Below are 23,505 nucleotides of genomic sequence, written 5' to 3' on the forward strand. Positions count from 1 at the left end.
GGATGGCGGTGACCTCTGATATTCTTGCAACCTATCGGGGGCCGCGAAAAGTAATCGCGCGGCTCCTGAATATGGGGCCACGCGAGGATCGGCTTTTGGCTTTCCTGATGGGGGCTTGCGTTTTGATGTTCATCGCGCAGATGCCGCGGCTTGCGCGCGAGGCCTATCTGACCGGGCAAGAGCTGAACATGCTGCTGGGCGGTGCGCTGCTTGGGATCGTGTTTATCGCCCCGTTGGCCCTCTATACTTTGGCCTGGCTCTCGCATCTGGCTCTGCGGTCTTTGGGCGGGCAGGGCGACGGATACCAAAGCCGCCTGGCCTTGTTCTGGGCGTTTCTGGCGGCCACTCCGCTTTTGCTCCTGAACGGTCTCGTTGCCGGTTTTATTGGCTCCGGCAGCGCATTGGTTGCCGTTGGCGTTCTTTGGAGTTTTGTGTTCCTTTGGTTCTGGATTTCAGGTCTGTTTCAGGCCTATTGGGGAAAAACCTGATGGATTTCAAAGCTCTCGCTCTTGAAACGGTTCTGGCACCGGCCAGTGCCGCACGCAGATTGCTTGACCGGAAATTTGACGCCGAAGTGATCTGGACCGGATTTGCGCTGAGCGTCGTGCTGAGCGTGCTTCTGTATGCCGTGCAGGGCTTTCTGCTGGGCGCGCCGTCCAATGCGGTGTTTCCCTCCCTCAGCCCGGCGATGTTCGGTGTTTTTCTCGCCTCTCTGCAATTGGCCTATACGATTTCCGCGATCGTTGTCGGCAGCTGGCTTGGGGGGCATGCGGGTTTTGTCCCGTTCTTTGGGCTTCTGGTCTGGCTTCGCTTTGTTAATATCGCGGTTCAAACCGCTGCGATTGTTATGGTTTTCATCATGCCACCAATCGCAATCGTGCTCAATCTTGCGGCTGCAGTCTATGGGTTCTACGTCTTGTTGCACTTTACCAACGTGGGCTTCGGTCTCAACTCCATGGCGAAGTCGCTCGGCGTGATACTGCTTGCGGGGCTTGGCGCAATGACCGTCATTCTACTTCTGATGGGGCTTTTTGTTCCCGCAATTCTGGAGACCTCCAATGTATGATGTCGAACAAATCCGTTCCGATTTCCCCATCTTGTCGCGTGAGGTCAACGGCAAGCCACTGACCTATCTCGACAATGGTGCATCCGCTCAGAAGCCGCAGATTGTCATCGATGCGATCACCAAAGCATACGCACAGGAATATTCCAACGTACACAGAGGGTTGCACTACCTATCCAACCTGGCGACTGAGAAATACGAAGCCGTACGCGGGACCATCGCCCGATTTCTGAATGTCGAGAACGAGGACCATATCGTTCTAAATTCAGGCACAACGGAAGGGATCAATCTGGTCGCCTATGCCTGGGCCATGCCACGGTTCGAGGCGGGAGACGAGATCATCTTGTCCGTCATGGAACACCACGCCAATATCGTGCCCTGGCATTTCCTGCGCGAAAGACAGGGCGTGAAATTGAAATGGATCGAGACAGAGGTGGACGGAAGCCTGGATCCACAGAAGGTTCTGGATGCCATTGGCCCCAGAACCAAACTGATCGCGATTACTCATTGTTCCAATGTGTTGGGGACTGTTGTTGACGTAAAAGCCATTTCTGCAGGCGCGCGTGAAAAAGATGTGCCCGTGTTGGTCGACGGATCGCAAAGCGCCGTGCATATGCCTGTGGATGTACAGGATCTCGGCTGTGATTTCTACGCGATCACGGGGCACAAACTTTATGGTCCAACCGGTTCTGGCGCGATTTATATCCGACCCGAGCGAATGGCTGAGATGCGGCCCTTTATGGGGGGCGGCGATATGATCAAAGAGGTGACGCGGGATCGGGTGATTTACAATCATCCGCCAATGAAATTTGAGGCCGGAACTCCAGGGATCGTTCAAACGATCGGATTGGGCGTTGCACTGGACTATATGATGAATGTCGGCATGGCGAACATCGCGGCGCATGAAGCCAGCCTCCGAGATTATGCATCAGACCGGTTCAAGGGCCTCAACTGGCTCAACATCCAGGGGCAGGCTCCCGGGAAAGCCGCCATATTCAGTTTGACATTGGACGGCGCTGCCCATGCGCATGACATTTCAACCATTCTGGACAAGAAAGGCGTTGCCGTTCGTGCGGGCCATCACTGCGCCGGTCCTTTGATGGAGCATCTTGGTGTGACCGCGACCTGTCGGGCGTCTTTCGGCATGTATAACACGATGCAGGACGTCGATCGTTTGGTCGACGCACTTGAACTGGCGCATGAGTTGTTTTCGTAATCAACAACATCGCGATACTCCACGCAGAATAGGCGCACGTCACACATCATAGTATAATATGGCGTGACTTGTGCCTCATAATTTTACATAATAATGATTATGAGATGTACATTGTGACCATAATGAGCTTTTGCACCCATCGGAAAAGCACAGCACCCTCTCTCTCCTTGCTAAACGCAGCGTCGATGAGCACATGACCTGGATGACGCGCAGGCATGAACGGAGCTGGAGCTTTCGGCGCATGTCGCGACCGAATTCCAACCCAAGCTCGACAGCAAGCTCGACTGTTCGGTCGGAGCGTTTACAGCAAGATGCCTTTGCGCTTTTGGGGCGCTCAGCCGCTGCGCCTTTCGCGCTACTTGCAGAAAGTCCCGCGTGTTTTAACTGTTTTTGACGGACCCTCGGCTGCTCCGTTCTTCCTTACTTTGCATTCTTGTCTGTTTGCTGCAGAGAATATGCTGAGCTTCGCGGACCTGCAAAAAAATAGGTGCGATTGGTGTTTTTTGCGCTTCGTGCGTTCGCAACTGCAAGGCGCCGTGCTGGGTATTCATAATATTTAATGCGAATTTCCTGGAAACTTGTTGTTATTTGGAGGGCAATTAACCTTAAAATTAAGACGCTGATCTCTTTTTCATTGGCCATGATCCCTGTGACCACGGCCCTCGGTTGGCCAATCCCCGCAAAATGAAGGGGCTTGCAGTTATGCAAACCCCGTTTTGCATCAATGGGATGCGTTTAGAATTAGAAGAATGCCTGCAGACCGGTCTGAGCACGCCCAAGAATGAGCGCATGAACGTCATGGGTGCCCTCATAGGTGTTGACGGTCTCAAGGTTCACCATATGCCGGATGACCTGAAACTCGAGACTGATTCCGTTGCCGCCATGCATATCCCGGGCAACCCGCGCGATCTCCAACGCCTTGCCGCAGTTGTTGCGTTTGACGATTGAAATCATCTCCGGCGCCGCATTGGCCTCATCCATGAGCCGCCCTACCCGCAGCGAGGCCTGCAGGCCCAAGGCAATTTCCGTCTGCATATTGGCCAGCTTCAGCTGAAATAGCTGCGTATTTGCCAGCGGGCGACCGAACTGGTGCCGGTCCAGACCATATTGACGGGCCGCATGCCAACATGCTTCGGCGGCGCCCATGACGCCCCAACTGATGCCATAGCGCGCGCGGTTCAGGCAGCCAAACGGACCTTTCAATCCTTCGACGTTGGGCAGCAGAGCGTCCTCCGAGACCTCGACGGACTCCATGACGATCTCGCCGGTGATCGACGCGCGCAGAGACATTTTCTTGTCAATCTTCGGCGCAGACAGGCCCTTCATTCCCTTTTCAAGAACAAACCCCCGGATCTTGCCGCCATGGGCTTCTGATTTGGCCCAGACCACAAAGACGTCCGCGATCGGTGCGTTTGAAATCCACATTTTGGACCCGGTCAGGCGATATCCGTCCGCGGTTTTGACGGCCCGCGTCTTCATGCCCGCAGGATCTGAGCCCGCATCGGGTTCCGTCAGGCCAAAACACCCGATCCACTCCCCGGACGCGAGCTTTGGCAGGTACTTCTGGCGTTGCTGCTCGCTGCCATAGGCGTAGATCGGATACATGACCAGTGAACTCTGCACCGACATCATCGAGCGATAGCCACTGTCGACCCGCTCGACTTCGCGCGCGACCAGCCCGTAAGAGACATAGCCTCCGCCAAGCCCGCCGTATTCCTCGGGGATTGTCGTGCCCAACAGACCCATTTCCCCCATTTCTCGGAAGATATCCGGATCGGTATGTTCTGTCTGGAAGGCTTCGGTCACGCGGCTTTGCAGTTTTTCCTGCGCATAGGCCCGGGCAGAGCTCTCAATCATGCGTTCGTCTTCGGACAACTGGTCAGAAAGCCGGAACGGATCTTCCCAATTGAACTTGCCCAGATCGGGCGCGTCTTTTGCACGAAGGGTTGGCTTTTGATCCGACATCAGTGGAGCTCCTCAAGAAAACTTGACACAACATTAATACCGACTTGTCCTGAAAAACAGCGAGACTTTCGCAAGCATGTATGACAATAAAGCATACATGACAGTCCCGCGCCGATTTATACCATCGATTGCATCATTGCGCGCGCTGGAGGCGCTGGATCGCCTTGGCAGTGCCTCTGCGGCCGCGACCGAACTGGCCCTCACCCAGGGCGCGGTCAGCCGCCAACTGCAGGCCCTGGAACGCCAATTGGGGTTGGATCTGGTCGTGCGGGACGGCAAGAAGCTCGCTCTGTCTGCAGAAGCCTCCGCCTATGCAGAGGAGGTTCGCCAGTCACTGGACCGGATCGTGCAGGCAACGGTGCAGCTGCAGGCTCAACCTTTGGCCGGCAGTCTGAACCTTGCGATCCTGCCGGCCTTCGGGATGCGCTGGCTGATGCCACGTTTGCCGGAGTTCGCGCGGCGCAATCCAGATGTCACGATCAATATGTCCACCCGGTTGGCGCCATTTAACTTCTCCAGAGACCCCTTTGATGCGGCAATACATTTCGGCCTCGGAGACTGGCCCGGAACCGATGCTTTGCTGTTGAAGCATGAATATGTAGTCCCCGTCTGCACGGCGGAGATGCGGGACCGCTATTCTATCGAAACGCCGACGGATCTGTTGCAGATGCCCCTCTTGCACATCCAGACCAGGCCCGAGGCATGGAACCACTGGTTTGCCCGCAACTCTGTTCCGGTAGAGGGCGAGATGACCGGAACGACCTATGATCAATTCTCAACAATCAACCAGGCCGCTCTGCACGGTTTGGGCGTCGCGTTGATGCCTGACTACCTTGTGGAACAGGACCTGGCAACCGGGCGTCTGGTCGCGCTCTATCCATCAGTCGAAGCAATGGATGGCGCGTACTACCTTGTTTGGCCTCAAGCCAAAGCCCGCAATTCCAGCCTGATGCGGTTCCGGGAGTGGTTGCAAGGGCAAGCGCAGCCAGAAGATCCCCTGCCCCGGTGACTCTGCCGCGATCCCCCGGCCCCGCTACCCTACCCCTATCCAGATACTCCGGCCCGGCAGACGGAAAACGGCCCCGCCATCGCGGAGCCGAATTTTTCGGCAATGAACCCCATACCCGCTCTAGCCAAGCGCGTAGCCCGCGCCGCGTACGGTTCGTACCGGATCTTCGCCACCATTCTGGGTCAGCGCCTTGCGAAGACGGCCGATGTGCACGTCAACGGTGCGAGTATCGACATAGATATCGCGCCCCCAGACCCGATCCAGAAGCTGTTCCCGGCTCCAGACCCGCCCCGGCTTTTCCATGAAGGTGGACAAGAGACGGAATTCGGTGGGACCTAATTTGAGCGGGTGCTCGGATCGGCTGACCTTGTGGGTTTCGGCGTCCAGAACGATATCGTCAAACTCCAGCCGCATGCCCACCGTTGCCGGGCGCACACGGCGCAGCTGGGTGCGGACCCGCGCCATCAGTTCAATCACCGAATAGGGTTTGACCACATAGTCATCGGCGCCGGTTTCGAGACCACGGACCTTGTCCACTTCCTCGGACCGGGCCGACAGCATGATGATCGGAATCGCGCGGGTCTCGGCGCGCGACTTCAGGCGGCGGCAGACTTCGATTCCGGTGAGGTTGGGCATCATCCAGTCCAACACGATGATGTCGGGCATGTCCTCGTCAACAAGAAGCAGCGCCTCTTCGCCGTTTTCTGCCCTGATCACCCGGAACCCATCGGCTTCGAGATTATAGGCCAGAACCTCACGCTGGGCCAACTCGTCCTCGACGACCAGTACTGTGGGCTGATCGACTGCCATCTCTACACCTCCTGGGGCGAAACCGATGTGGTATCTGCCTTTGTGCGTTCCTCATCAGGCTTGTTGCCTGTCACGAGATAGATCACCTGCTCTGCCATCGAGGTGACGTGGTCCCCCATGCGCTCGACGTTCTTTGCGATGAAATGCAGGTGCATGCAGGAGGTGATGTTGCGCGGATCCTCCATCATATGTGTGAGGAATTCGCGGAACAGGGCGTTGTACATCTGATCGACGTTGCGGTCTCTGTCGATCACGTCGCGGGCCAGCTCTGCGTCACGCTGGATGTAGCTGTCCAATGCGTCCTTCAGCATCAATTCAACTTCCCGAGCCATACGACGCAGCGCGGCGGCGCTGTCGGCAACCGCCGGTCCCTGAACCAGCACGCCGGTGCGCTTTGCCATGTTCTTGGCATAGTCACCGATACGCTCGAGGTTGGCAGAGATCTTCATGACGCTGAGGACCACCCGCAGGTCAACGGCTGCGGGCGCGCGGATCGCAATCACCCGCGCGGCGTCTTCGTTGATCAGCTCCTCTAGACCGTCGATTGCGGCGTCGTCCTTCACCACCTTTGCGGCCAGCTCCTCGTCCCGGGTTTCCAGGGCGCGGGCGGCTTCCATGATGGCGGCCTCGACAAGCCCGCCCATTTTCATGATCCGGGCCTGAATGGCTTCCAGATCCCGGTCGAATGCGGATGCGATATGTTGCTCTTCCATGAGACTGTCTCTCTGCCTTAGCCGATACGGCCGGTGATGTAGCTTTCGGTGCGCGGATCTTCGGGGTTGGTGAAGATCTGACCGGTGGGGCCAAATTCGACCAGATTGCCCAGGTGGAAGAAGGCGGTTTTCTGGCTGACGCGCGCGGCCTGTTGCATCGAATGGGTGACGATCACCACCGAGTAGTTCTCGCGCAGCTCGTCGATCAGTTCTTCGACCTGGGCGGTCGCGATCGGGTCGAGCGCGGAACAGGGTTCATCCATCAACAGGACCTCGGGCTCTGTTGCGACCGCACGAGCAATACACAGGCGCTGCTGCTGGCCACCGGACAGGCCGGTTCCCGGCGACTGCAGGCGATCCTTGACCTCGTCCCAGATGGCCCCGCGGCGCAGGGATTTCTCGACGATTTCATCGAGCTCGGCCTTGTTGCGGGCCAGACCGTGAATGCGCGGTCCATAGGCCACGTTGTCGTAGATCGATTTCGGAAAGGGGTTCGGTTTCTGAAACACCATGCCAACCTGCGCGCGCAGTTGCACCGGATCGACGCGTTTGTCGTAGATGTCCTCGCCGTCCAGAAGGATATCCCCGGTCACCCGGCAGATGTCGATGGTGTCATTCATGCGGTTCAGACAACGCAGAAATGTTGATTTGCCGCAGCCCGACGGGCCGATAAAGGCCGTTACCGTCTTGTCTTCGATTTCAACGTTGACGTCCTTGATCGCGTGGCTTTCGCCATAATAGACGTTGACGTTCTGCGCGGCGATCTTGGTACTTTGGGTTTCCACGGTGTTATCCACTACTGTCATATCGTTCATTGTAAATATCCCCTTTACCAGCGGCGTTCAAAGCGGCGGCGCAAGATCACGGCCAAGGTGTTCATGGTGATCAAGAAGACCAGCAGGATGATGATACCGCCCCAGGCCCGTTCGTAGAAGGCAGGGTCTGCGCGTTTCGCCCATTCGTAGATCTGGGCAGGCATGGCAGAGTTGGGCGACAACAGCCCCGAGGCGATGCTGTCCGGCGCATTGGAGGCAATGAACCCCACCATCCCGATCAGCAGCAGCGGTGCGGTTTCACCCAGCGCCTGCGCCAGGCCGATGATGGTGCCGGTCAGGATCCCCGGCGCGGCGAGCGGAAGCACATGGTGGAACACCGACTGCATTCGGGACGCGCCTACACCAAGGGCGGCATCGCGGATCGATGGCGGCACGGCCTTCAGCGACGCACGGGTGGAGATGATGATCGTCGGCAGGGTCATCAGGGTCAGCACCAGACCACCAACCAGCGGCGCCGAGGATGGCAGGTGCATGTAGTTGATGAAAACCGCGAGCCCCAGAATACCGAAGACGATCGAGGGCACCGCCGCGAGGTTGGAGATATTGACCTCGATGATGTCGGTCAGCCAGTTCTGCGGTGCGAATTCCTCAAGATAGATCGAGGCCGCGACGCCGATGGGCAGCGCCAGGGCCAGAACCACCAGCATCATGAAGAGCGATCCGAGCATGGAGACCCCCATGCCGGCGGCCTCGGGACGGGCGTCCGATGCATCCGACCCCAGGATGAAGGCCATGTTGAAGGTCTTCTCCACCACATCGGCCTCGATCAGCGCATCCACCAGGTCGAGCTGCGCGGCAGAGATGTTCTTGTCATTGGCAATGCTGTCGCGGCTCACCCGCCCCTTCAGATAGCCATCGACGCGGCTTTGCGCCAGGAAGCGGAACTCGACCGTTTCACCGATCTGATCGGGGTGGCTCACCACATATTCACGCAGGGTCGCGGCCGCGTCCTTGGACAGGATACCGGCCATGTCCTTGGCCTTGAGCGGCGTGTCGATCCCCAATGCGTTGACTTTTGTCTCGACCGCGCCGCGGATGATCGGGGCATAGCCGAAGGTTGTCACCTTCTTGATATCGTCGATATCGCGATTGCCGGTCTTGTCGAGCTTGCTTTCAAGCAGTTCGACCTGAAGCGTCACAAAGGTTTGCTGGAAGGCGCCGATCCCCTTGCTGAAGATGGTCGTGACCAGCACCAGCAGCATCAACAGACCGATGGCGATGGCGCCGATCCCATAGGCTTTGAACCGGGTTTCAGCAGCATTGCGCCGCTTGGTGCGATCGCTCAGTTCCAGCAGAGACTGGCCTTGTTTCTTTGGCATCGGCGTATCACCGGATGCGGGCGTTTGGCTGAGGTCAGTCATTAGTCGTACTGCTCCCGGTATTTGCGCACGATGTAAAGCGCGAGAACGTTGAGGCCCAGAGTGAGCACAAAGAGGGTCAGCCCGAGGGCAAAGGCCACCAGCGTCTCAGGGCTGGCGAAATCCGTGTCGCCGGTCAGCTGGCTGACAATACGGGTGGTTATGGTGGTCATGGCCTCCAGCGGGTTGGCCGAGAATTTCGCAATCGCACCGGCGCCCATCACGACGATCATGGTTTCCCCGATCGCGCGCGAGGCGGCCAGCAGAACGGCGCCGACAATGCCGGGAAGCGCTGCCGGGATCACCACCTGACGCACGGTTTCGGATTTGGTGGCCCCCAGCCCGAGCGAGCCGTCCCGCATCGCCTGAGGGACCGCATTGATGATGTCGTCAGACAGCGAAGACACGAAGGGAATGAGCATGATCCCCATCACCAGCCCCGCCGTCAGCACCGAGGTCGCCCCGGTCATCCACTCCACCCCAAGGATACCGTCTTCGCCCTGACCGAAGAACCGGACCAGCGCAGGCCCGACTGTCAGCAGCGCGAAGAGACCGTAAACGATGGTCGGAATACCGGCGAGGATCTCCAAGAGCGGCTTGGCAAAGGACCGGGTGGCGGCGCTGGCATATTCACTGAGGTAGATCGCCGCAAACAGGCCCAGCGGGACGGCCACCAGCAGGGCGATGAGCGAGACGTAGAACGTCCCCCAAAGCAGCGGCAGGATCGAGAGTTCAGAGTCGCCGCGGAAATTCGGCGCCCAGGTTCCGCCAAAGAAGAAATCCGTCCACGAGTGCAGGGTGAAGAAATTCCGGGTCTCGAACAACATCGACAGCACAATGCCGACGGTGGTCAGGATGGCCAGGGATGCCGCGATGATCAACAGCGCCATGATGCCCTGCTCCACCACGTTGCGGGCGCGAAAATCCTTGTGCGTGCGCCCGTAGGACCAGGCAAAACCGCCGACCGCCACCAGCGCCACGACGATGGTCATGATGGTGGTCCCGGTATTGGACATGGTGCGGTAGGCTTGGGCCGCGCGCATGACCTCGGGGCGAACATCCGCCCCCAGCGCGACGCCCACTTCGCCCAGGAGGCCGCGGACATCGGAAAACTCCGTGCGCAGGTTGCGCGCCTGTTCCGCGGTCATCGCACCCTGGGCGACGGCAATATCGAGCCCTTCGGCGACGCGGCGCACATCGCTCATGACCAGCCCCAGCGTGGTGCCTTCGGGAACGGCTTCCTGCGGGATCATGTTCGACACGCGTGTGTCAACGAGCATCGGCTGCAGCAGCAACCATGCGGCAAGGATGGCAAGCGCGGGCACCAAAGCCGACAGCGCTACATTATGCCCATAGTAGGAGGGCAGCGAATGGAGGTTCTTCGGGTTTCCGTTTGCGGAAGCCAGCGCGCGGCTGCGTCCGAGAAAGAACCCGGCGACCGACAGTGCGATCAGGACGAGAACAAGCCATATAGTGGGCATCAAGAGCTCCGTTCGACGGTGCAAGAGTGGTGGGCAAAGGTGGGTGTGGGCGAGAGTAGGCTACGGCGTTGGATGTGTTTGGAAACGAAAGGCCGGGGCAGCGCACTGCCCCGGCCAGAAATCCTGCGCGGGGCCGCTTAGGAGTTGCCGCCCATGGTCGCTTCAGCAGCGACAGCTTCCTGGGTCTTCGCCAGTTCCGGGTCCGCAACGAGGCCGTATTCGGCCAGCGGGCCGTCCGGACCTGCAACTTCATCGGAGACGAAGAACTCGGCGAATTCCTTCACGCCTGGGATCACGCCGATGTGCGCTTTCTTCACGTAGAAGAACAGCGGGCGGGACACAGGGTATTCACCGGTCGAGATCGACTCGGTGGAGGGTGTGATGCCGGACATTGTCGCAACCTGCAGCTTGTCGGTGTTGTTCTCGTAGAACGCCAGACCGAAGACGCCGATGCCGTCCTTGTTGGATTCGATGCGCGCCAGTGTCTCCGTGTAGTCGCCGTCGATGTCCACCGAACGACCGTCGGTCCGCAGAGCGATACAGGCTTTTTCGGCGGCTTTCTTGTCGTCACCGTTGGCCGCTTTGTAGACGTCGAAATCGCCGGTCTCTTCACAGCCTGCGAGGATTACCTTGTCTTCGAAAACTTCGCGTGTGCCGTGTTTGGTGCCGGGCACATAGGCCTGGATTTCCTGCGCTGGCAGAGCGGGGTCAACTTCGTTCCACATTGTGTAGGGGTTGTCGACCAGCGCGCCATCGACGACGACCTGCTTGGATACGGCTTTGTACCACTGAACCGGCGTGAACTCAAAGGAGTTGCCGTTGATGTCGGAGGCAAACACGATGCCATCATAGCCGATGCGGACTTCGATGATATCCGTCACGCCGGCGTCGGCGCAGGCTTTGATTTCCTTGTCACGGATGGCGCGGGAGGCGTTTGCGATGTCGATGGTGTTTTCGCCAACACCTTCACAGAAACGCTTCAGGCCGGCGGAGGAGCCACCGGATTCAACAACAGGAGTCGGGAAGTCGAAGTTCTCGCCAAAGGCCTCGGCAACGATAGAAGCATAGGGCAGAACGGTGGATGAACCGGCGACCTGCACTTGGTCACGCGCAACCGCTGCAGTGGCGGATACGGCTGCGATGGCCAGGGTGGATGCGGTCATTTTCACAAAGGACATATACGTCTCCATGAGTTTAAGAGGTTTACGATCACCCCCAAGATGATCTTGCGCCTGTCGTAGAAGGCTCAGGTGTGGCTTTTGTGACAGTTGTGTAACAGTAATATGACGACCGCCTGCCTTGAGTGAAAAAAAACCGAAATAGTCACGCTGATTTATTGCTCGGAGGGGGGAGCAGGCCGAAATCGGCGCGCCCGGTCTGCATTTCACGGCAAAATCCTTAACCTCGTGTAACAGGGTGAGTCTCTGCTTGGCGGGCAGCAGTCCACTGGGCCGGGTGGCCAGACCTCCACAGACGAGATTGAAAGCCAACGGTGCGGCGGGGCGGATCTACTGTGGCAGGATCACGGTAAAAGTGGCGCCCTGCCCGAGATCACTTTCGACCCGCAGGCGCCCACGGTGGCGGTTGATGATGTGTTTGACGATCGCCAGCCCAAGCCCCGTCCCGCCCAGCTCGCGCGAGCGGTGGTTGTCCGCGCGGTAGAAACGCTCGGTCAGGCGCGGCAGATGCACCGGATCGATACCGGGCCCATCGTCGGTCACCTGAATGCGCACGGCCGGGCAGCGCAGGGCCGGATCGCGATCCAGCACGGTCAGGACCACAGCGACCTCCTTGCCACCGTATTTCAATGCGTTTTCGATCAGATTGGTGAAGACCTGCTGGATCTGGTCCGGGTCCGCCGGGATTTCCACCGGGATCGACGGCGCCTGAAGCCGCAATTTGGTGCCCCCCGCGGCTGCCAGAGGGTCCAGCGACTTGATCGTGGACTGCAGCTGGTCAACGAGATTGATCCGGTCCTTCGGGCGCACCCGCTCTTCGCTCTCCACCCGGTTCAAAGAGAGCAGATCGCCCACCAACCGGTTCATCCGGCTGGCCTCGCCCTCCATGATGGTGAGGAACCGGTCGCGGGCGTCGGCATCATTTCGGGCCGCACCGCGCAGGGTTTCGATGAAGCCCATCAGCGCGGTCAGCGGCGTGCGCAGCTCGTGGCTGACGTTGGCGACGAAATCGCGCCGCATCTGGCTGGCCTGTTCGCGGTCGGTGATATCAGAGAAACAGACCAGCACCGCGCCGCCCCGGACCGCCCCCACACCGGGCACATAGCGCAGGGTCACCTCAAAGGTGGTGTCCTGCGCGCCGTCATTGGAAAGATGCCGGGCGGTACGGGGCTGGCGATCGAGCAAACAGGTCTCGATCGCGGTGGTGACGCTGGGCTGACGCAGGATGGTGGCAAAATGGCGCCCGATGATCTGCGGCCCCAGAAGCGTCGCCCCCTCGGTATTGGCCGCAATGAACCGCTCCGTCTGATCCACCAGAACGGAGGGCAGCGGAATCGCCGCCAATATGCCTTCGATCAACTCCTGCGTCATGCCTGTTGCCCCCTTCCCTCTTGCCCGTCACTCTTGACCCGTCTTTTTCATCGTGGCGACCTGTGTAGCCCGCCAATGTAACTATGACGTGGCAGAGCGAACCGCCTGTTCAAAGATCCCGCACAGCGTGTCCGGGTCCTCCAGACCGACGGAGACACGGAAGAAGCCTTCGTTCAGCCCCAGACCGGCCCGCTCCGTTTCGCTCAGGGCGCGGTGCGAGGAGGATGCCGGGTGCGACAGCGTGGTTCCGACGTCGCCAAGGGTCGGCGCAAAGGACAGGCCTTCGGCCCCGCGGGTAAAGGCATTGGCCACCTCGCGCCCGCCGTCCAGTTCGAAGGACACCATATTGCAGCCCCTGCCCTGCAGCAGCGCTTTGGCGCGGGCGTGATCTGGGTGATCCTCACGGGTGGGATAGATCACCCGCTTTACACCGGGCAGCGTTGCCAGGTGGTCCGCCAGACGCGCGGCAGTCGCCTCGGCCCGGTCAAACCGCAGATCAAAGGACAACATGCCCCGCTCGGCCAGCCAGCAGTCAAAGGGGCTGGGCGTCATGCCGGTGGTCACCGAGAAGATGCGCATCCGGTCGTTCAGGGCCGCCTCTTTGGCAACCACATAGCCCAGCATGACATCGGAATGCCCCGCCAGCAGCTTGGTCACCGAATGGATGACGATATCGGCGCCATGGTCAAAGGGGCGAAACGCACGCGGCGTGGTGAAGGTATTGTCCACCGCCAGCAGAATGCCCTGCTCCTTGCAGAGCGCGGCAAGCCCGGCCACATCGGCCACAGCCAAAGTCGGGTTGGAGACGGTCTCCACCAGGATCAGCTTTGTCTCCGGACGGATCGCGGCCCGCACGGCCGCCACATCCGCCGGATTTGCCAGCGTGGTGGCAATGCCCAGCCGCGGCAGGTCTTCTTTCATCAGGCGCAGCGAGCGGCCGTAAAGCTGATCCCCCCCAATGACATGATCGCCGGCCGAGAGTAGCCCCAGCAGAACAGAGGACACGGCCGCCATGCCGGAGCCCGTGACCACACCACCGGTGGCCCCTTCCATGTCATCCAGTCGCCGGGCCACCACATCGGCGTTCGGGTGCCCTTCGCGGGAATAGGTGTAGCCATGCACGCGGCCTTCGTATTGATCATCCAGCGCGTCCGGCGTTTCAGAGGCATAGACCACCGAGGGGCTCAGCGGCGTCACAACGGGATGGCTAGCGCTCTCGGGTAGTCCATGAGGGCGCATGACGGATGGGCGGGAATTCTTCACGTTCAGATCTCCTTCAACTCCGCTTTGAAGCGGCGCATGTTGTCCTGATAATGCAATGCACTGGCTGTCAGCTTTGCGACCAATTCCGCGTCCACGGTACGGACCACTTTGCCAGGGGCCCCCATGACGAGAGAATTGTCAGGAATTTCTTTGTTTTCGGTGATCAGGGCACCGGCCCCGATCAGACAGTTTCGACCGATTTTGGCCCCGTTCAGGACGGTGGCGCCCATGCCGATCAGAGAGTTCGCGCCGATGGTGCAGCCATGCAGCATGGCTTTGTGTCCGATGGTGCAATTCTCTGCGATGGTCAGCGGGTAGCCTGCATCGATATGCATGACGACGTTTTCCTGCACGTTTGAGCCGCGACCCACACGAATTTCCTCGTGATCCGCCCGGATCGTGACGCCAAACCAGACCGAGGCGCCCTCCTCCAGGACCACCTGACCAATCAGGTTGGCATCGGGTGCGACCCATGTGTCGGGGTGGATGTCGGGGCGATGATTGCCGAGCGCATAGAGGGTCATGTCAGCTCATCAAACTCCTGTTGCAGACGTCGTGCGTGCTCTATCAGCGTGGGTTGCTGAATGCGTCTGAGACGCGTGGCCTTGATGATCGTGCGGAGGTTTTCTTCGGTCTCGTCGAGGTTCTCGTTGATCAACACATGATCGTATGATCCCCAATGCGAGATTTCATCCCAGCTTTTTTGCATGCGGCGCTTGATGGTCTCTGCATCGTCCTGTCCGCGGCTTTCCAGCCTGCGGCGCAATTCGGTGATGGAGGGCGGCAACAGAAAGATCGACAGTGTATGCTTGCCAAGGTCGGAATTGGTGATCTGCTGGGCCCCTTGCCAGTCGATGTCGAACAAGACATCGCGACCTGCATTGATTGCCTCCTGCACCGGAGCCTTTGGCGAGCCGTAGAAGTTTCCGAAGACATGCGCATGTTCCAGCATCTCGCCATGGGCCACGTCATTCTTGAACGAGTCGACGGTGACAAAATGGTAGTCCTGCCCGTCGACCTCGCCGGTGCGCGGTTGGCGGGTTGTGGCGGAGACGGAAAAACTGATGTCCTCATCCCAGGCGCGCAGCCGTTTGGCCAGCGTGGACTTGCCTGCCCCCGAAGGCGAGGACAGGATAATGAGAAGGCCACGCCGATGTGCTGGTGAGTTCGCCATGAGGGGTACGGCTCCTTATTCTATGTTCTGGACCTGCTCGCGCATCTGGTCGATCACGGTTTTGAGTTCCAAACCGACTTCGGTCAAGGCCGCGTTCTGCGCTTTTGAGCACAGAGTATTGGCTTCGCGGTTGAATTCCTGCATCAGAAAGTCAAGCTTGCGCCCGATGGCGCCCCCCTGATCAATCAAAACACGCGCCGCCTCCACATGGGCGTTCAGCCGGTCCAATTCCTCGGTGATATCCGTTTTAACGGAAATCAGCGCCAATTCCTGCGCGACCCGATCTGAATCAGCGCCATCGCTGTTTTGCAGAACACGCGCGAGGTTCGTCTTCAGGCTCTGTTCCGTCAGCGGCCGACGCGCCTCGGCGCGCTGGGCGGCAGTGGCACAAAGGGCGGCAATCTGGTCAAGCTGGGCGCGCATCACAGACTCAAGAGCCGCCCCCTCTGCCCGTCGCATGTTAACAAAATCGGTCAGAAGTGAGTCGAATTCGGATAGTAGTGTTTTCAAAAGGGGGGCGTTGTCCTGATTGGGCGTGTTCATATCCAGCACGCCCCGCATCGACAAAATGTCGGTTGCACGCACCGGCGACAGCGCTACACCGATGCGCTCCGCTTCCGCCTGTGTCTCTGCGATCAAGGTCAGCGCCAGCTTCAGCGCGGCCGGGTTCAGCTGCATCTGCGCCTTGCCGTCTTCTGCGCGGACCAACCGGAGCGTGACCGAAACATTGCCCCGCACAAGCTGCTTTGAGGATCTGGATTTTATCTCTTTTTCAAGGCCTTCCAGCCACTCCGGTACTCTGGTCCGAAGGTCGAGCCCCTTTGCATTGACCGATCGGATGTCCCAGGTCCAGGTCGCGCCGTCCTGTGCGCCCTGCCCCGATGCAAAGCCTGTCATTGAGTTCAATGTCATCTGTGACCCTCCTGTCTCCTGCATACAGTCCGGCCCGCCCGGGTCAATGGCCAGCGGGTCGGTCAACAGCGCGAAAGCGAAGGCCACTATACGATAGTGTTAACCATCGCTTAAACTATTGGTCCAAACTTGAGTAAGATTGTGTCATGTTAACTCCACGGTAACTTCATCGGCGTTAACACTTGGACATGAATATCTTGCCAAGTTTCGATGCTGAAACCGGATGCAGCAGAGGACGAGAGAAATGATGTTTCGCGGTCAAGACGGCACCGACACAAAGACTGAACAGGACAAGGTGGTAGCAATGGATCGCTTTCGCAGCCGTTCAAATCTGTCACCGTTGCGTCAGGCTGAGGCCTATTGGTCAGCGCTGCGTCAGGGGGACGAGATCCCGAGTCGGTCCCAGGTTGATCCGCGCGGGCTTGAGAACATCCTCAGCCAGACCTTTATTCTGGAGCGTGTCGCACCGGGGATTGCCCGCTTCCGCCTCGCCGGTCAAAAGGTTAACGAACTCGCCGGTATGGAAGTGCGTGGGATGCCGTTGACGGCTTTCTTCACCGCGGATGCACGCAAGGACGTCAGCGCCTCTCTGGAACATATGTTCGCGGATCCCTCTATCCTGGAATTCGACCTGAAAACAGAAGCGACCCGCCTGCGCGGCAGCCGTTCGGCCCGGATGATCCTGCTGCCCCTGCGCAGCGATCTCGGCGATGTCAGCCGCGCGCTGGGCGTGCTTGTTTACGAGGGCGGAGCGAGCCGGGTGTCCCAACGCTTTACCGTTGAAAAATGCGATATGCGTCAGGTTGGCAAAGCGGTTCCTGCAGCGCGCAAAACCGAAGGCAAGACACCCCGGCGGAATCCGGAGCCGAGCCTGCAAAACCTGCCGCGCCGGGATCTGTCTGCAAAGACGCCTGCGCCAACCCAGGGGTTTGCGGAATCCCGCCCGGCCTTTGAACGCAAATCGACGAGCCTGATGGATGAGGCACGGTCTCTTCTGGATCGGGCGCGCCGCGAGAATAACGAAGCGCTGACGTCTGCGCGCCCGCCTGCCTCGGTTCGGACAGAATCTGCCCGGAGGGAGGCCGACAAGAAATCGCCGGTCTCGCTTGAAGCTGTTTCAACAACCGATGTTGAGAAACTGGTTTCCCGCCCCCCGCGCGGCGGCAAATCAGGCAAAGCGGCGTCGCACCTGCGTTTGGTCGTTTCTCGGGACTAATCGTTAAAATTATATTCGAAGTCTCGAAGAATACAATTAAGTTTCAACCTACTGGACATAGACGTTGAAGCATTGACGCCCGGGCGCAGAACGCCCCGGGCGTTCTTTTTTCAGGGTGCACAGTCTTGGCATACAGTCTGCACACAAGGCCTTCAGTATGCACGAACTCGCCGGGACTCCCAAAAAAACGGCCCGTAAAAAACGGGCCGCCTTTCGGGTCAGTTCACTTGCGCGTTCAGCGGGGTTCAGATCGCGGCGCGGCTTTCGTTGCGCGTGCGCAGTTTGGACACTTCTTCTGCGACAAGGAACGCCAGTTCCAGCGATTGGCTGGCGTTCAGGCGCGGATCGCAAGCGGTATGGTAACGATCGCTCAGGTCCTCTTCGGTCACGTCCCGCACCCCACCGGTGCATTCGGTTACATCCTGGCCGGTCATCTCGAAATGCACGCCGCCGGGAATTGTACCTTCGGCCTGATGGACCCCGAAGAAGTCGCGCACCTCACGCAGAACGGACTCAAAGGGCCGGGTCTTGTATCCGGTCGCCGACTTGATGGTGTTCCCGTGCATAGGGTCGCAGACCCAGGTCACATTTGCCCCTTCTTCTTTCACCGCCTTCACAAGCCGCGGCAGGTGTTCGCCTGCTTTTCCGGCGCCAAAACGGGCGATCAGCGTCAATTTGCCTTCTTCGTTGGCAGGGTTGAGCTTTTGCATCAGAATTTTCAAATCTTCGGCGGTGGTGGTCGGGCCGCATTTGAGGCCGATCGGATTCAGCACGCCGCTGCAGAATTCGACATGTGCCCCATCGGGCTGGCGGGTCCGATCGCCGATCCAGATCATGTGGCCCGAGCCAGCCAGCCACTTGCCGGACGTCGAATCAAGCCGTGTGAGCGCTTCTTCATATTCCAGCAACAGCCCTTCGTGGCTGGTATAAAATTCCACCGATTGCAGCGTGTGCGCCGTTTCAGTGGTGACGCCCGCGGCCTTCATGAAGTCGAGCGTATCGGTGATACGGTTGGCCATCTCACGATAGGATTCGGCCTTTTCACCTTCGGTGAACCCCAAGGTCCAGGCATGAACCTGGTGCACATCGGCATAGCCCCCGGTGGAAAAGGCCCGGATCAGGTTCAGCGTCGCGGCGGCCTGCGTATAGGCCTGCAGCATCTTTTTCGGGTCGGGAATGCGGGAGCCCGGCGTGAAGGCCAGCTCGTTGATGATGTCACCGCGATAGCTCGGAAGCTCGACACCGTTGACGGTTTCGGTCGGAGCGGACCGGGGTTTGGCAAACTGACCGGCCATGCGGCCCACTTTGACCACCGGCACTTTGGCGCCATAGGTCAGAACCATCGCCATCTGCAGCATCACCTTGAACGTGTCCCGAATGGCATCGGCACTGAATTGTTCAAAGCTCTCGGCGCAGTCGCCGCCCTGCAGTAAGAAGGCCTCACCACGACCCGCTGCTCCCAGTTGGGATTTCAGACGTCGCGCCTCGCCTGCAAAAACCAGCGGCGGGTATTTGGACAATTGCGCTTCGACAGACTGCAGCGCGTCCTGATCCGTATACTCCGGCATCTGGACCCGCGGCTTGCTCCGCCAGTTCGTTTTTTGCCAATTGCTCATGGCTTTCACTCCGAAAATGACTTTGAAACCCGGTTTTACGAAAGTAAGCGTATATAGAAGAGCGCTAACAGTGGCCAGTTTAGAATTTCGATGTCTTGACCCGGATGCAAAGCTGTGAGCAGGGTTTTCGAATTCGCGACCCTGCGTTGCCCTAAACTTCCGGCACTGTCTATCCAGACCCGTTTTGTAAGGACCCGGCCATGCAAACCAAACCAGAGGCTCGTCCTGAACTGACATCAGGTGGCAAGCACCGCCGGTTTACGTTTGTCCTGTTGGACCAGTTTACCCTGCTGTGCTTTTCGGCGGCAATGGAATCTTTGCGGATCGCCAACCGTATGGCAGGCAAGGAGTTGTATTCCTGGAAGCTGCTGGGCGAAGGCGGAGATACCGTAACCTGTTCTGCCGGAACGATTTTCCATGTTGATGCGGATCTGGAAGAACTGCCCCGGGATGACACCGTCATGCTGTGCGGCGGGATCGAAGTGCAGAAGGCCACCACCAAGAGGGTCCTATCCTGGCTGCGCCGGGAAGCACGCAAGGGGCTGACGATTGCCGGATTATGCACCGCTTCCTATTCCTTGGCCAAAGCGGGCCTGCTGGACGGCAAGCGGGCGACGATCCATTGGGAAAATTCCGACAGCTTTTCCGAAGAGTTTGAAGATGTGGATCTGACCAAGTCCGTTTTCGTGATCGACGGCAACCGGATGTCGACAGCTGGCGGCACCTCCTCGATCGACCTGATGCTGAAGATTATCGCGGAGGACCACGGGGAGGAGCTGGCAAACATGGTCGCGGATCAGCTGATTTACTCTTCGATCCGCACCGATCAGGACACCCAGCGCCTGTCTATACCGACCCGCATCGGAGTGCGCCATCCGAAGCTGTCGATGGTGATTCAAATGATGGAAAATAACATCGAAGAACCCATCAGCCCCTCGATTCTGGCCGAAGATGTCGGCATGTCCACACGCCAGCTTGAGCGGTTGTTCCGCCGGTATCTCAATCGAAGCCCCAAGCGCTACTACATGGAACTGCGCCTTCAGAAGGCGCGCAATCTGCTGATGCAGACCGATATGAGCGTGATCAATGTGGCGCTGGCCTGCGGATTCGCATCGCCCTCGCATTTTTCCAAATGTTACCGCGCGCATTACGACACCACCCCCTACCGCGAGCGCGGCAGCAAAGGCGTGCGGCACGTCCCCTAAGGCCTCGGTTCCTGCGCGCGCCCCGTGTTCTTTCCAAATCAGGCTGATCTGACCGTCAGGCTCGGCGCCGCGTGTGGTACCTGATGCGGCTCTGGGCGTGGTACGGGGCGTGGCACATGAGGCCTGCCTGCGGGGGACTGTTTCCGGATGTCAAACCGGGATTTTTCTTCTTTCATCATGAGGGTCTTGGCCGGGTGCTGCAGGTTCCGTAGCGGTGGCACGGAACCCTCTTCCCTTTCCTGCGGGGCTTGCATAGGCTCCGGTTTGAACAGCAATGTTCCAACATGGGAGTCTAGAAATGAAAAAACTGCTGACCGCGACGGCTGCCGTTGCACTGACCGCTGGTTCCGCATTTGCCGGTGGCCACGCGAAGGAAGTCAAACTGGGCGTTCTGATCGGCTTTACCGGTCCGATTGAATCTCTGGCGCCTGCGATGGCCGATGGTGCGGAGATGGCCATGGCCGAGGTAACCGACTCCGGCAAGCTTCTGGACGCTGCCAAGGTAACGCCGCTGCGTGCCGATACGGGATGTATCGACAATGGCCTGTCCACCGCCAACGGTGAAAAACTGTTGGCTGATGGTGCCAACGGCATTATCGGCGGGGATTGCTCAGGCGTGACCGGGGCGATTCTTCAGAACGTGGCGATTCCGAACGGTATGGTGATGATTTCACCCTCCGCAACGTCGCCGGGCTTGTCGACCATGGAAGACAACGGCTTGTTCTTCCGCACTGCGCCCTCTGATGCGCGTGAAGGTCAGGTGATGGCAGAAATCCTGCAGAACCGCGACATCGATTCCATCGCCTTGACCTACACCAACAACGATTACGGCAAGGGCCTTGCTGATGCGATCCAGTCGTCCTTCGAGGCGGTCGGCGGCGAAGTCACCATCGTGACCGCCCATGAAGACGGCAAAGGCGACTATTCCGCCGAGGTTGCGGCTCTCGCTTCCGCTGGGGGTGATATTCTGGTCGTTGCCGGCTATCTGGATCAGGGTGGTCTCGGCATCATCCAAGGCGCGCTGGACACTGGTGCATTTGATACCTTCGGTCTGCCCGGCGGCATGATCGGGGACTCCCTGCCCGCCAATGTCGGATCCGACCTTGACGGTTCGTTCGGCCAGATTGCCGGTTCTGACAGCGAAGGGGCTGAGATCTACGCAAAAATGGCTGCTGACGCAGGTTTTGACGGAACATCCGCCTACTCGCCCGAATCCTACGACGCGGCGGCGCTTTTCCTGCTGGCCATGCAGGCTGCGGGCTCCATGGATCCGGCCGAGTACGGTGCGAAGATCCTTGATGTTGCCAATGCACCGGGCGAAAAAATCAACCCGGGTGAGCTGGGCAAGGCGCTTGAGATCCTCGCCAATGGCGGCGATATCGACTACGAAGGCGCAACGGGTGTCGAATTGATCGGCCCGGGTGAGAGCGCAGGCTCCTACCGTGAAATCGAGGTCAAGGACGGTAAGAACGCCACCGTCGCGTTCCACTAACGCGGTCCGCGTTCCAACTTGGTTCTGACCGTCAAAACTGATCAGCCCGGGAGCCCCAGTGCCTCGGGCTGTTCCAAATTAAAAACGGTCGCACGTAAACACGCGACAGGGGAAAACATGATATGATCGTCGTCGAGGACTTGCACAAGCACTTCGGCGGGTTCCATGCGGTTGATGGCGCTTCGCTGGAAATCGCAAAGGGGTCCATTACCGGTTTGATCGGGCCAAATGGCGCGGGAAAAACCACGCTTTTCAATGTTGTAGCCGGAGTTCTTCCACCAACGTCAGGGCGTGTCCTGATGGACGGAGAGGATATTACCGGTCTGCCGCCGCACGAGCTGTTTCACAAGGGGCTGTTGCGCACCTTCCAGATTGCGCATGAGTTTTCGTCGATGACCTGCCGGGAGAACCTCATGATGGTTCCGGCGGAGCAGTCGGGCGAGACGCTGTGGAATACCTGGTTCGGGCGCAAGCGGATTGCTGAGGAAGAGCGCGCCCTGCGTGCCAAAGCGGACGAAGTGCTGGAGTTTCTCACCATCAGCCATATCGCGGACCTGAAAGCCGGTGAAATCTCCGGCGGGCAGAAAAAGCTGCTGGAATTGGGCCGCACCATGATGGTGGATGCAAAAATCGTCTTTCTCGATGAGGTCGGCGCCGGTGTGAACCGCACGCTGCTCTATACCATTGCCGATGCGATCAAACGCCTGAATGAAGAGCGCGGCTATACGTTTGTGGTGATCGAGCATGACATGGAATTCATCGGCCGCCTCTGCGATCCGGTGATTGTCATGGCCGAGGGCAAAAAGCTCGCCCAGGGGACGCTCGACGAGATCAAGGCAAACGAGCACGTCGTCGAAGCATATCTTGGCACAGGCCTGAAAAACAAAGACAAATTGCAAGGGGCGGACGCATGAGCGAACCCTTTCTGATCGGTGAAAACATGACAGGGGGCTACGGCAAAGGGCCCGATATCCTGCATGATTGCACGATCGCCGTGAACCCGGGCGAGATCGCCGTGATCGTCGGTCCGAACGGGGCCGGCAAATCAACCGCGATGAAAGCAGTGTTTGGCATGCTGACCGTGCGATCGGGATCGGTCCGGCTGGCGGGCGAAGATATCACGCAGCTCAGCCCGCAGGACCGGGTGGTCAAGGGCATGGGCTTCGTGCCGCAGACCAGCAATATTTTTGCCTCCATGACAGTAGAGGAAAACCTCGAAATGGGGGCTTTCATACGGACGGATGACTTCTCGGAGACATTGGAGCAAGTTTACCATCTGTTCCCCATTCTGAAAGACAAGCGCAATCAGGCCGCGGGAGAGCTGTCGGGCGGGCAACGGCAACAGGTCGCCGTCGGCCGCGCCCTGATGACAAAGCCCAAGGTTTTGATGCTCGACGAGCCGACCGCCGGTGTGTCCCCGATTGTGATGGATGAGCTGTTTGACCGTATCATCGAAGTCGCCCGGACGGGTCTGCCGATCCTGATGGTCGAGCAGAATGCCAAGCAAGCGCTTGAAATAGCTGACAAAGGTTATGTCTTGGTGCAGGGGCGAAATGCCTATACCGGCACCGGGCAAGATCTTCTGGCTGATCCCGGAGTTCGCAAATCCTTTTTGGGGGGCTGAGCT

22 protein-coding genes are annotated in these 23,505 nt (G+C 59.0%); 9 read left to right on the plus strand and 13 right to left on the minus strand.

All coding sequences use genetic code 11. From position 1 onward, the window contains the following. Positions 1-2 precede the first annotated feature (2 nt). From FGE21_RS16960 to FGE21_RS16970, 3 genes are read left to right on the plus strand one after another with little or no spacing between them, the layout of a single operon-like run. Positions 3-488: a YIP1 family protein gene (locus FGE21_RS16960; protein WP_139664605.1), complete on the plus strand. Its 486-nt coding sequence runs from the start codon at positions 3-5 to the stop codon at positions 486-488. Continuing rightward, complete coding sequence (locus FGE21_RS16965) at positions 488-1,066, plus strand: YIP1 family protein (protein WP_139664606.1); 579 nt, start codon at positions 488-490, stop codon at positions 1,064-1,066. Before FGE21_RS16960 ends, FGE21_RS16965 begins: the two co-directional genes overlap by 1 nt. Next, positions 1,059-2,279, plus strand: a complete 1,221-nt coding sequence (locus tag FGE21_RS16970; RefSeq protein ID WP_139664607.1) for a cysteine desulfurase — start codon at positions 1,059-1,061, stop codon at positions 2,277-2,279. The genes FGE21_RS16965 and FGE21_RS16970 overlap by 8 nt, the downstream gene beginning before the upstream one ends. Before the next feature lie 741 nt (positions 2,280-3,020). Here FGE21_RS16970 and FGE21_RS16975 read toward each other — a convergent pair. Next, the gene (locus FGE21_RS16975; RefSeq protein ID WP_139664608.1) at positions 3,021-4,244 is read right to left on the minus strand and encodes an acyl-CoA dehydrogenase; all 1,224 of its coding nucleotides are present in this window, start codon (positions 4,242-4,244) and stop codon (positions 3,021-3,023) included. 97 nt (positions 4,245-4,341) lie between these two features. Here FGE21_RS16975 and FGE21_RS16980 point away from each other — a divergent pair, with 97 nt between their 5' ends. Further along, positions 4,342-5,253 (plus strand): LysR family transcriptional regulator, encoded by a 912-nt coding sequence (locus FGE21_RS16980; RefSeq protein WP_139664609.1) that lies wholly within the window; start codon positions 4,342-4,344, stop codon positions 5,251-5,253. Positions 5,254-5,373: 120 nt separating this feature from the next. Here FGE21_RS16980 and phoB read toward each other — a convergent pair whose 3' ends face one another. From phoB to FGE21_RS17035, 11 genes are all read right to left on the minus strand, one after another. Further along, a complete protein-coding gene (phoB, locus tag FGE21_RS16985; protein WP_139664610.1) occupies positions 5,374-6,063 on the minus strand; it encodes a phosphate regulon transcriptional regulator PhoB in 690 nt (229 codons plus the stop codon). 2 nt (positions 6,064-6,065) lie between these two features. After that, a complete protein-coding gene (phoU, locus tag FGE21_RS16990; protein WP_139664611.1) occupies positions 6,066-6,776 on the minus strand; it encodes a phosphate signaling complex protein PhoU in 711 nt (236 codons plus the stop codon). A gap of 17 nt (positions 6,777-6,793) precedes the next feature. Next, entirely contained in the window at positions 6,794-7,591 is a 798-nt protein-coding gene (pstB, locus tag FGE21_RS16995; RefSeq protein WP_139664612.1) for a phosphate ABC transporter ATP-binding protein PstB, read from the minus strand. A gap of 14 nt (positions 7,592-7,605) precedes the next feature. Beyond that, positions 7,606-8,973 (minus strand): phosphate ABC transporter permease PstA, encoded by a 1,368-nt coding sequence (gene pstA / locus FGE21_RS17000; RefSeq protein ID WP_139664613.1) that lies wholly within the window; start codon positions 8,971-8,973, stop codon positions 7,606-7,608. Next, positions 8,973-10,451: a phosphate ABC transporter permease subunit PstC gene (gene pstC / locus FGE21_RS17005; protein ID WP_139664614.1), complete on the minus strand. Its 1,479-nt coding sequence runs from the start codon at positions 10,449-10,451 to the stop codon at positions 8,973-8,975. Before pstC ends, pstA begins: the two co-directional genes overlap by 1 nt. 137 nt (positions 10,452-10,588) lie before the next feature. After that, on the minus strand, positions 10,589-11,629 hold the full coding sequence (locus FGE21_RS17010) for a substrate-binding domain-containing protein (protein WP_139664615.1): 1,041 nt from the start codon (positions 11,627-11,629) through the stop codon (positions 10,589-10,591). A gap of 330 nt (positions 11,630-11,959) precedes the next feature. Further along, entirely contained in the window at positions 11,960-13,000 is a 1,041-nt protein-coding gene (locus FGE21_RS17015) for an ATP-binding protein (protein ID WP_139664616.1), read from the minus strand. An 81-nt stretch (positions 13,001-13,081) separates the two neighbouring features. Further along, entirely contained in the window at positions 13,082-14,239 is a 1,158-nt protein-coding gene (locus tag FGE21_RS17020) for a PLP-dependent aspartate aminotransferase family protein (protein WP_176695475.1), read from the minus strand. Positions 14,240-14,265: 26 nt separating this feature from the next. Then, complete coding sequence (locus FGE21_RS17025; RefSeq protein ID WP_139664618.1) at positions 14,266-14,787, minus strand: gamma carbonic anhydrase family protein; 522 nt, start codon at positions 14,785-14,787, stop codon at positions 14,266-14,268. Beyond that, positions 14,784-15,437 carry a guanylate kinase gene (gmk, locus tag FGE21_RS17030; RefSeq protein ID WP_139664619.1) on the minus strand — a complete coding sequence of 218 codons (654 nt, stop codon included), beginning with the start codon at positions 15,435-15,437 and terminating at the stop codon, positions 14,784-14,786. Before gmk ends, FGE21_RS17025 begins: the two co-directional genes overlap by 4 nt. A gap of 15 nt (positions 15,438-15,452) precedes the next feature. Beyond that, positions 15,453-16,349: a YicC/YloC family endoribonuclease gene (locus FGE21_RS17035; RefSeq protein WP_139664620.1), complete on the minus strand. Its 897-nt coding sequence runs from the start codon at positions 16,347-16,349 to the stop codon at positions 15,453-15,455. A 244-nt stretch (positions 16,350-16,593) separates the two neighbouring features. Here FGE21_RS17035 and FGE21_RS17040 point away from each other — a divergent pair, with 244 nt between their 5' ends. Next, positions 16,594-17,565, plus strand: coding sequence for a PAS domain-containing protein (locus FGE21_RS17040; RefSeq protein ID WP_139664621.1), 972 nt, complete (start codon positions 16,594-16,596; stop codon positions 17,563-17,565). 245 nt (positions 17,566-17,810) lie between these two features. On the opposite strand, the gene FGE21_RS17045 is transcribed toward FGE21_RS17040, so the two are convergent. Next, a complete protein-coding gene (locus FGE21_RS17045; protein ID WP_139664622.1) occupies positions 17,811-19,181 on the minus strand; it encodes a class II 3-deoxy-7-phosphoheptulonate synthase in 1,371 nt (456 codons plus the stop codon). A gap of 200 nt (positions 19,182-19,381) precedes the next feature. Between FGE21_RS17045 and FGE21_RS17050 the strand changes: the two genes are divergently transcribed. From FGE21_RS17050 to FGE21_RS17065, 4 genes are all read left to right on the plus strand, one after another. Further along, entirely contained in the window at positions 19,382-20,386 is a 1,005-nt protein-coding gene (locus tag FGE21_RS17050; RefSeq protein ID WP_139664623.1) for a GlxA family transcriptional regulator, read from the plus strand. A 298-nt stretch (positions 20,387-20,684) separates the two neighbouring features. Continuing rightward, the gene (locus FGE21_RS17055; protein WP_139664624.1) at positions 20,685-21,878 is read left to right on the plus strand and encodes an ABC transporter substrate-binding protein; all 1,194 of its coding nucleotides are present in this window, start codon (positions 20,685-20,687) and stop codon (positions 21,876-21,878) included. A gap of 122 nt (positions 21,879-22,000) precedes the next feature. Continuing rightward, entirely contained in the window at positions 22,001-22,792 is a 792-nt protein-coding gene (locus FGE21_RS17060) for an ABC transporter ATP-binding protein (protein ID WP_139664625.1), read from the plus strand. Next, a complete protein-coding gene (locus FGE21_RS17065) occupies positions 22,789-23,502 on the plus strand; it encodes an ABC transporter ATP-binding protein (RefSeq protein ID WP_139664626.1) in 714 nt (237 codons plus the stop codon). Before FGE21_RS17060 ends, FGE21_RS17065 begins: the two co-directional genes overlap by 4 nt. Positions 23,503-23,505 lie beyond the last annotated feature (3 nt).

The organism is Phaeobacter sp. B1627 (assembly GCF_006265095.1).
Taxonomy (GTDB): domain Bacteria; phylum Pseudomonadota; class Alphaproteobacteria; order Rhodobacterales; family Rhodobacteraceae; genus Epibacterium.

Coding starts and splice junctions, on each gene's coding strand:
- FGE21_RS17045 (WP_139664622.1), bottom strand. CDS start 19,181: ATGAGCAATTGGCAAAAAACGAACTGGCGGAGCAAGCCGCGGGTCCAG.
- phoB (WP_139664610.1), bottom strand. CDS start 6,063: ATGGCAGTCGATCAGCCCACAGTACTGGTCGTCGAGGACGAGTTGGCC.
- gmk (WP_139664619.1), bottom strand. CDS start 15,437: ATGGCGAACTCACCAGCACATCGGCGTGGCCTTCTCATTATCCTGTCC.
- FGE21_RS17025 (WP_139664618.1), bottom strand. CDS start 14,787: ATGACCCTCTATGCGCTCGGCAATCATCGCCCCGACATCCACCCCGAC.
- FGE21_RS16965 (WP_139664606.1), top strand. CDS start 488: ATGGATTTCAAAGCTCTCGCTCTTGAAACGGTTCTGGCACCGGCCAGT.
- FGE21_RS17050 (WP_139664623.1), top strand. CDS start 19,382: ATGCAAACCAAACCAGAGGCTCGTCCTGAACTGACATCAGGTGGCAAG.
- FGE21_RS17035 (WP_139664620.1), bottom strand. CDS start 16,349: ATGACATTGAACTCAATGACAGGCTTTGCATCGGGGCAGGGCGCACAG.
- FGE21_RS17020 (WP_176695475.1), bottom strand. CDS start 14,239: ATGCGCCCTCATGGACTACCCGAGAGCGCTAGCCATCCCGTTGTGACG.
- pstB (WP_139664612.1), bottom strand. CDS start 7,591: ATGAACGATATGACAGTAGTGGATAACACCGTGGAAACCCAAAGTACC.
- FGE21_RS16975 (WP_139664608.1), bottom strand. CDS start 4,244: ATGTCGGATCAAAAGCCAACCCTTCGTGCAAAAGACGCGCCCGATCTG.
- FGE21_RS17065 (WP_139664626.1), top strand. CDS start 22,789: ATGAGCGAACCCTTTCTGATCGGTGAAAACATGACAGGGGGCTACGGC.
- FGE21_RS17060 (WP_139664625.1), top strand. CDS start 22,001: ATGATCGTCGTCGAGGACTTGCACAAGCACTTCGGCGGGTTCCATGCG.
- phoU (WP_139664611.1), bottom strand. CDS start 6,776: ATGGAAGAGCAACATATCGCATCCGCATTCGACCGGGATCTGGAAGCC.
- FGE21_RS17040 (WP_139664621.1), top strand. CDS start 16,594: ATGATGTTTCGCGGTCAAGACGGCACCGACACAAAGACTGAACAGGAC.
- pstA (WP_139664613.1), bottom strand. CDS start 8,973: ATGACTGACCTCAGCCAAACGCCCGCATCCGGTGATACGCCGATGCCA.
- FGE21_RS17015 (WP_139664616.1), bottom strand. CDS start 13,000: ATGACGCAGGAGTTGATCGAAGGCATATTGGCGGCGATTCCGCTGCCC.
- FGE21_RS16960 (WP_139664605.1), top strand. CDS start 3: ATGGCGGTGACCTCTGATATTCTTGCAACCTATCGGGGGCCGCGAAAA.
- FGE21_RS17010 (WP_139664615.1), bottom strand. CDS start 11,629: ATGTCCTTTGTGAAAATGACCGCATCCACCCTGGCCATCGCAGCCGTA.
- FGE21_RS16980 (WP_139664609.1), top strand. CDS start 4,342: ATGACAGTCCCGCGCCGATTTATACCATCGATTGCATCATTGCGCGCG.
- FGE21_RS16970 (WP_139664607.1), top strand. CDS start 1,059: ATGTATGATGTCGAACAAATCCGTTCCGATTTCCCCATCTTGTCGCGT.
- FGE21_RS17055 (WP_139664624.1), top strand. CDS start 20,685: ATGAAAAAACTGCTGACCGCGACGGCTGCCGTTGCACTGACCGCTGGT.
- pstC (WP_139664614.1), bottom strand. CDS start 10,451: ATGCCCACTATATGGCTTGTTCTCGTCCTGATCGCACTGTCGGTCGCC.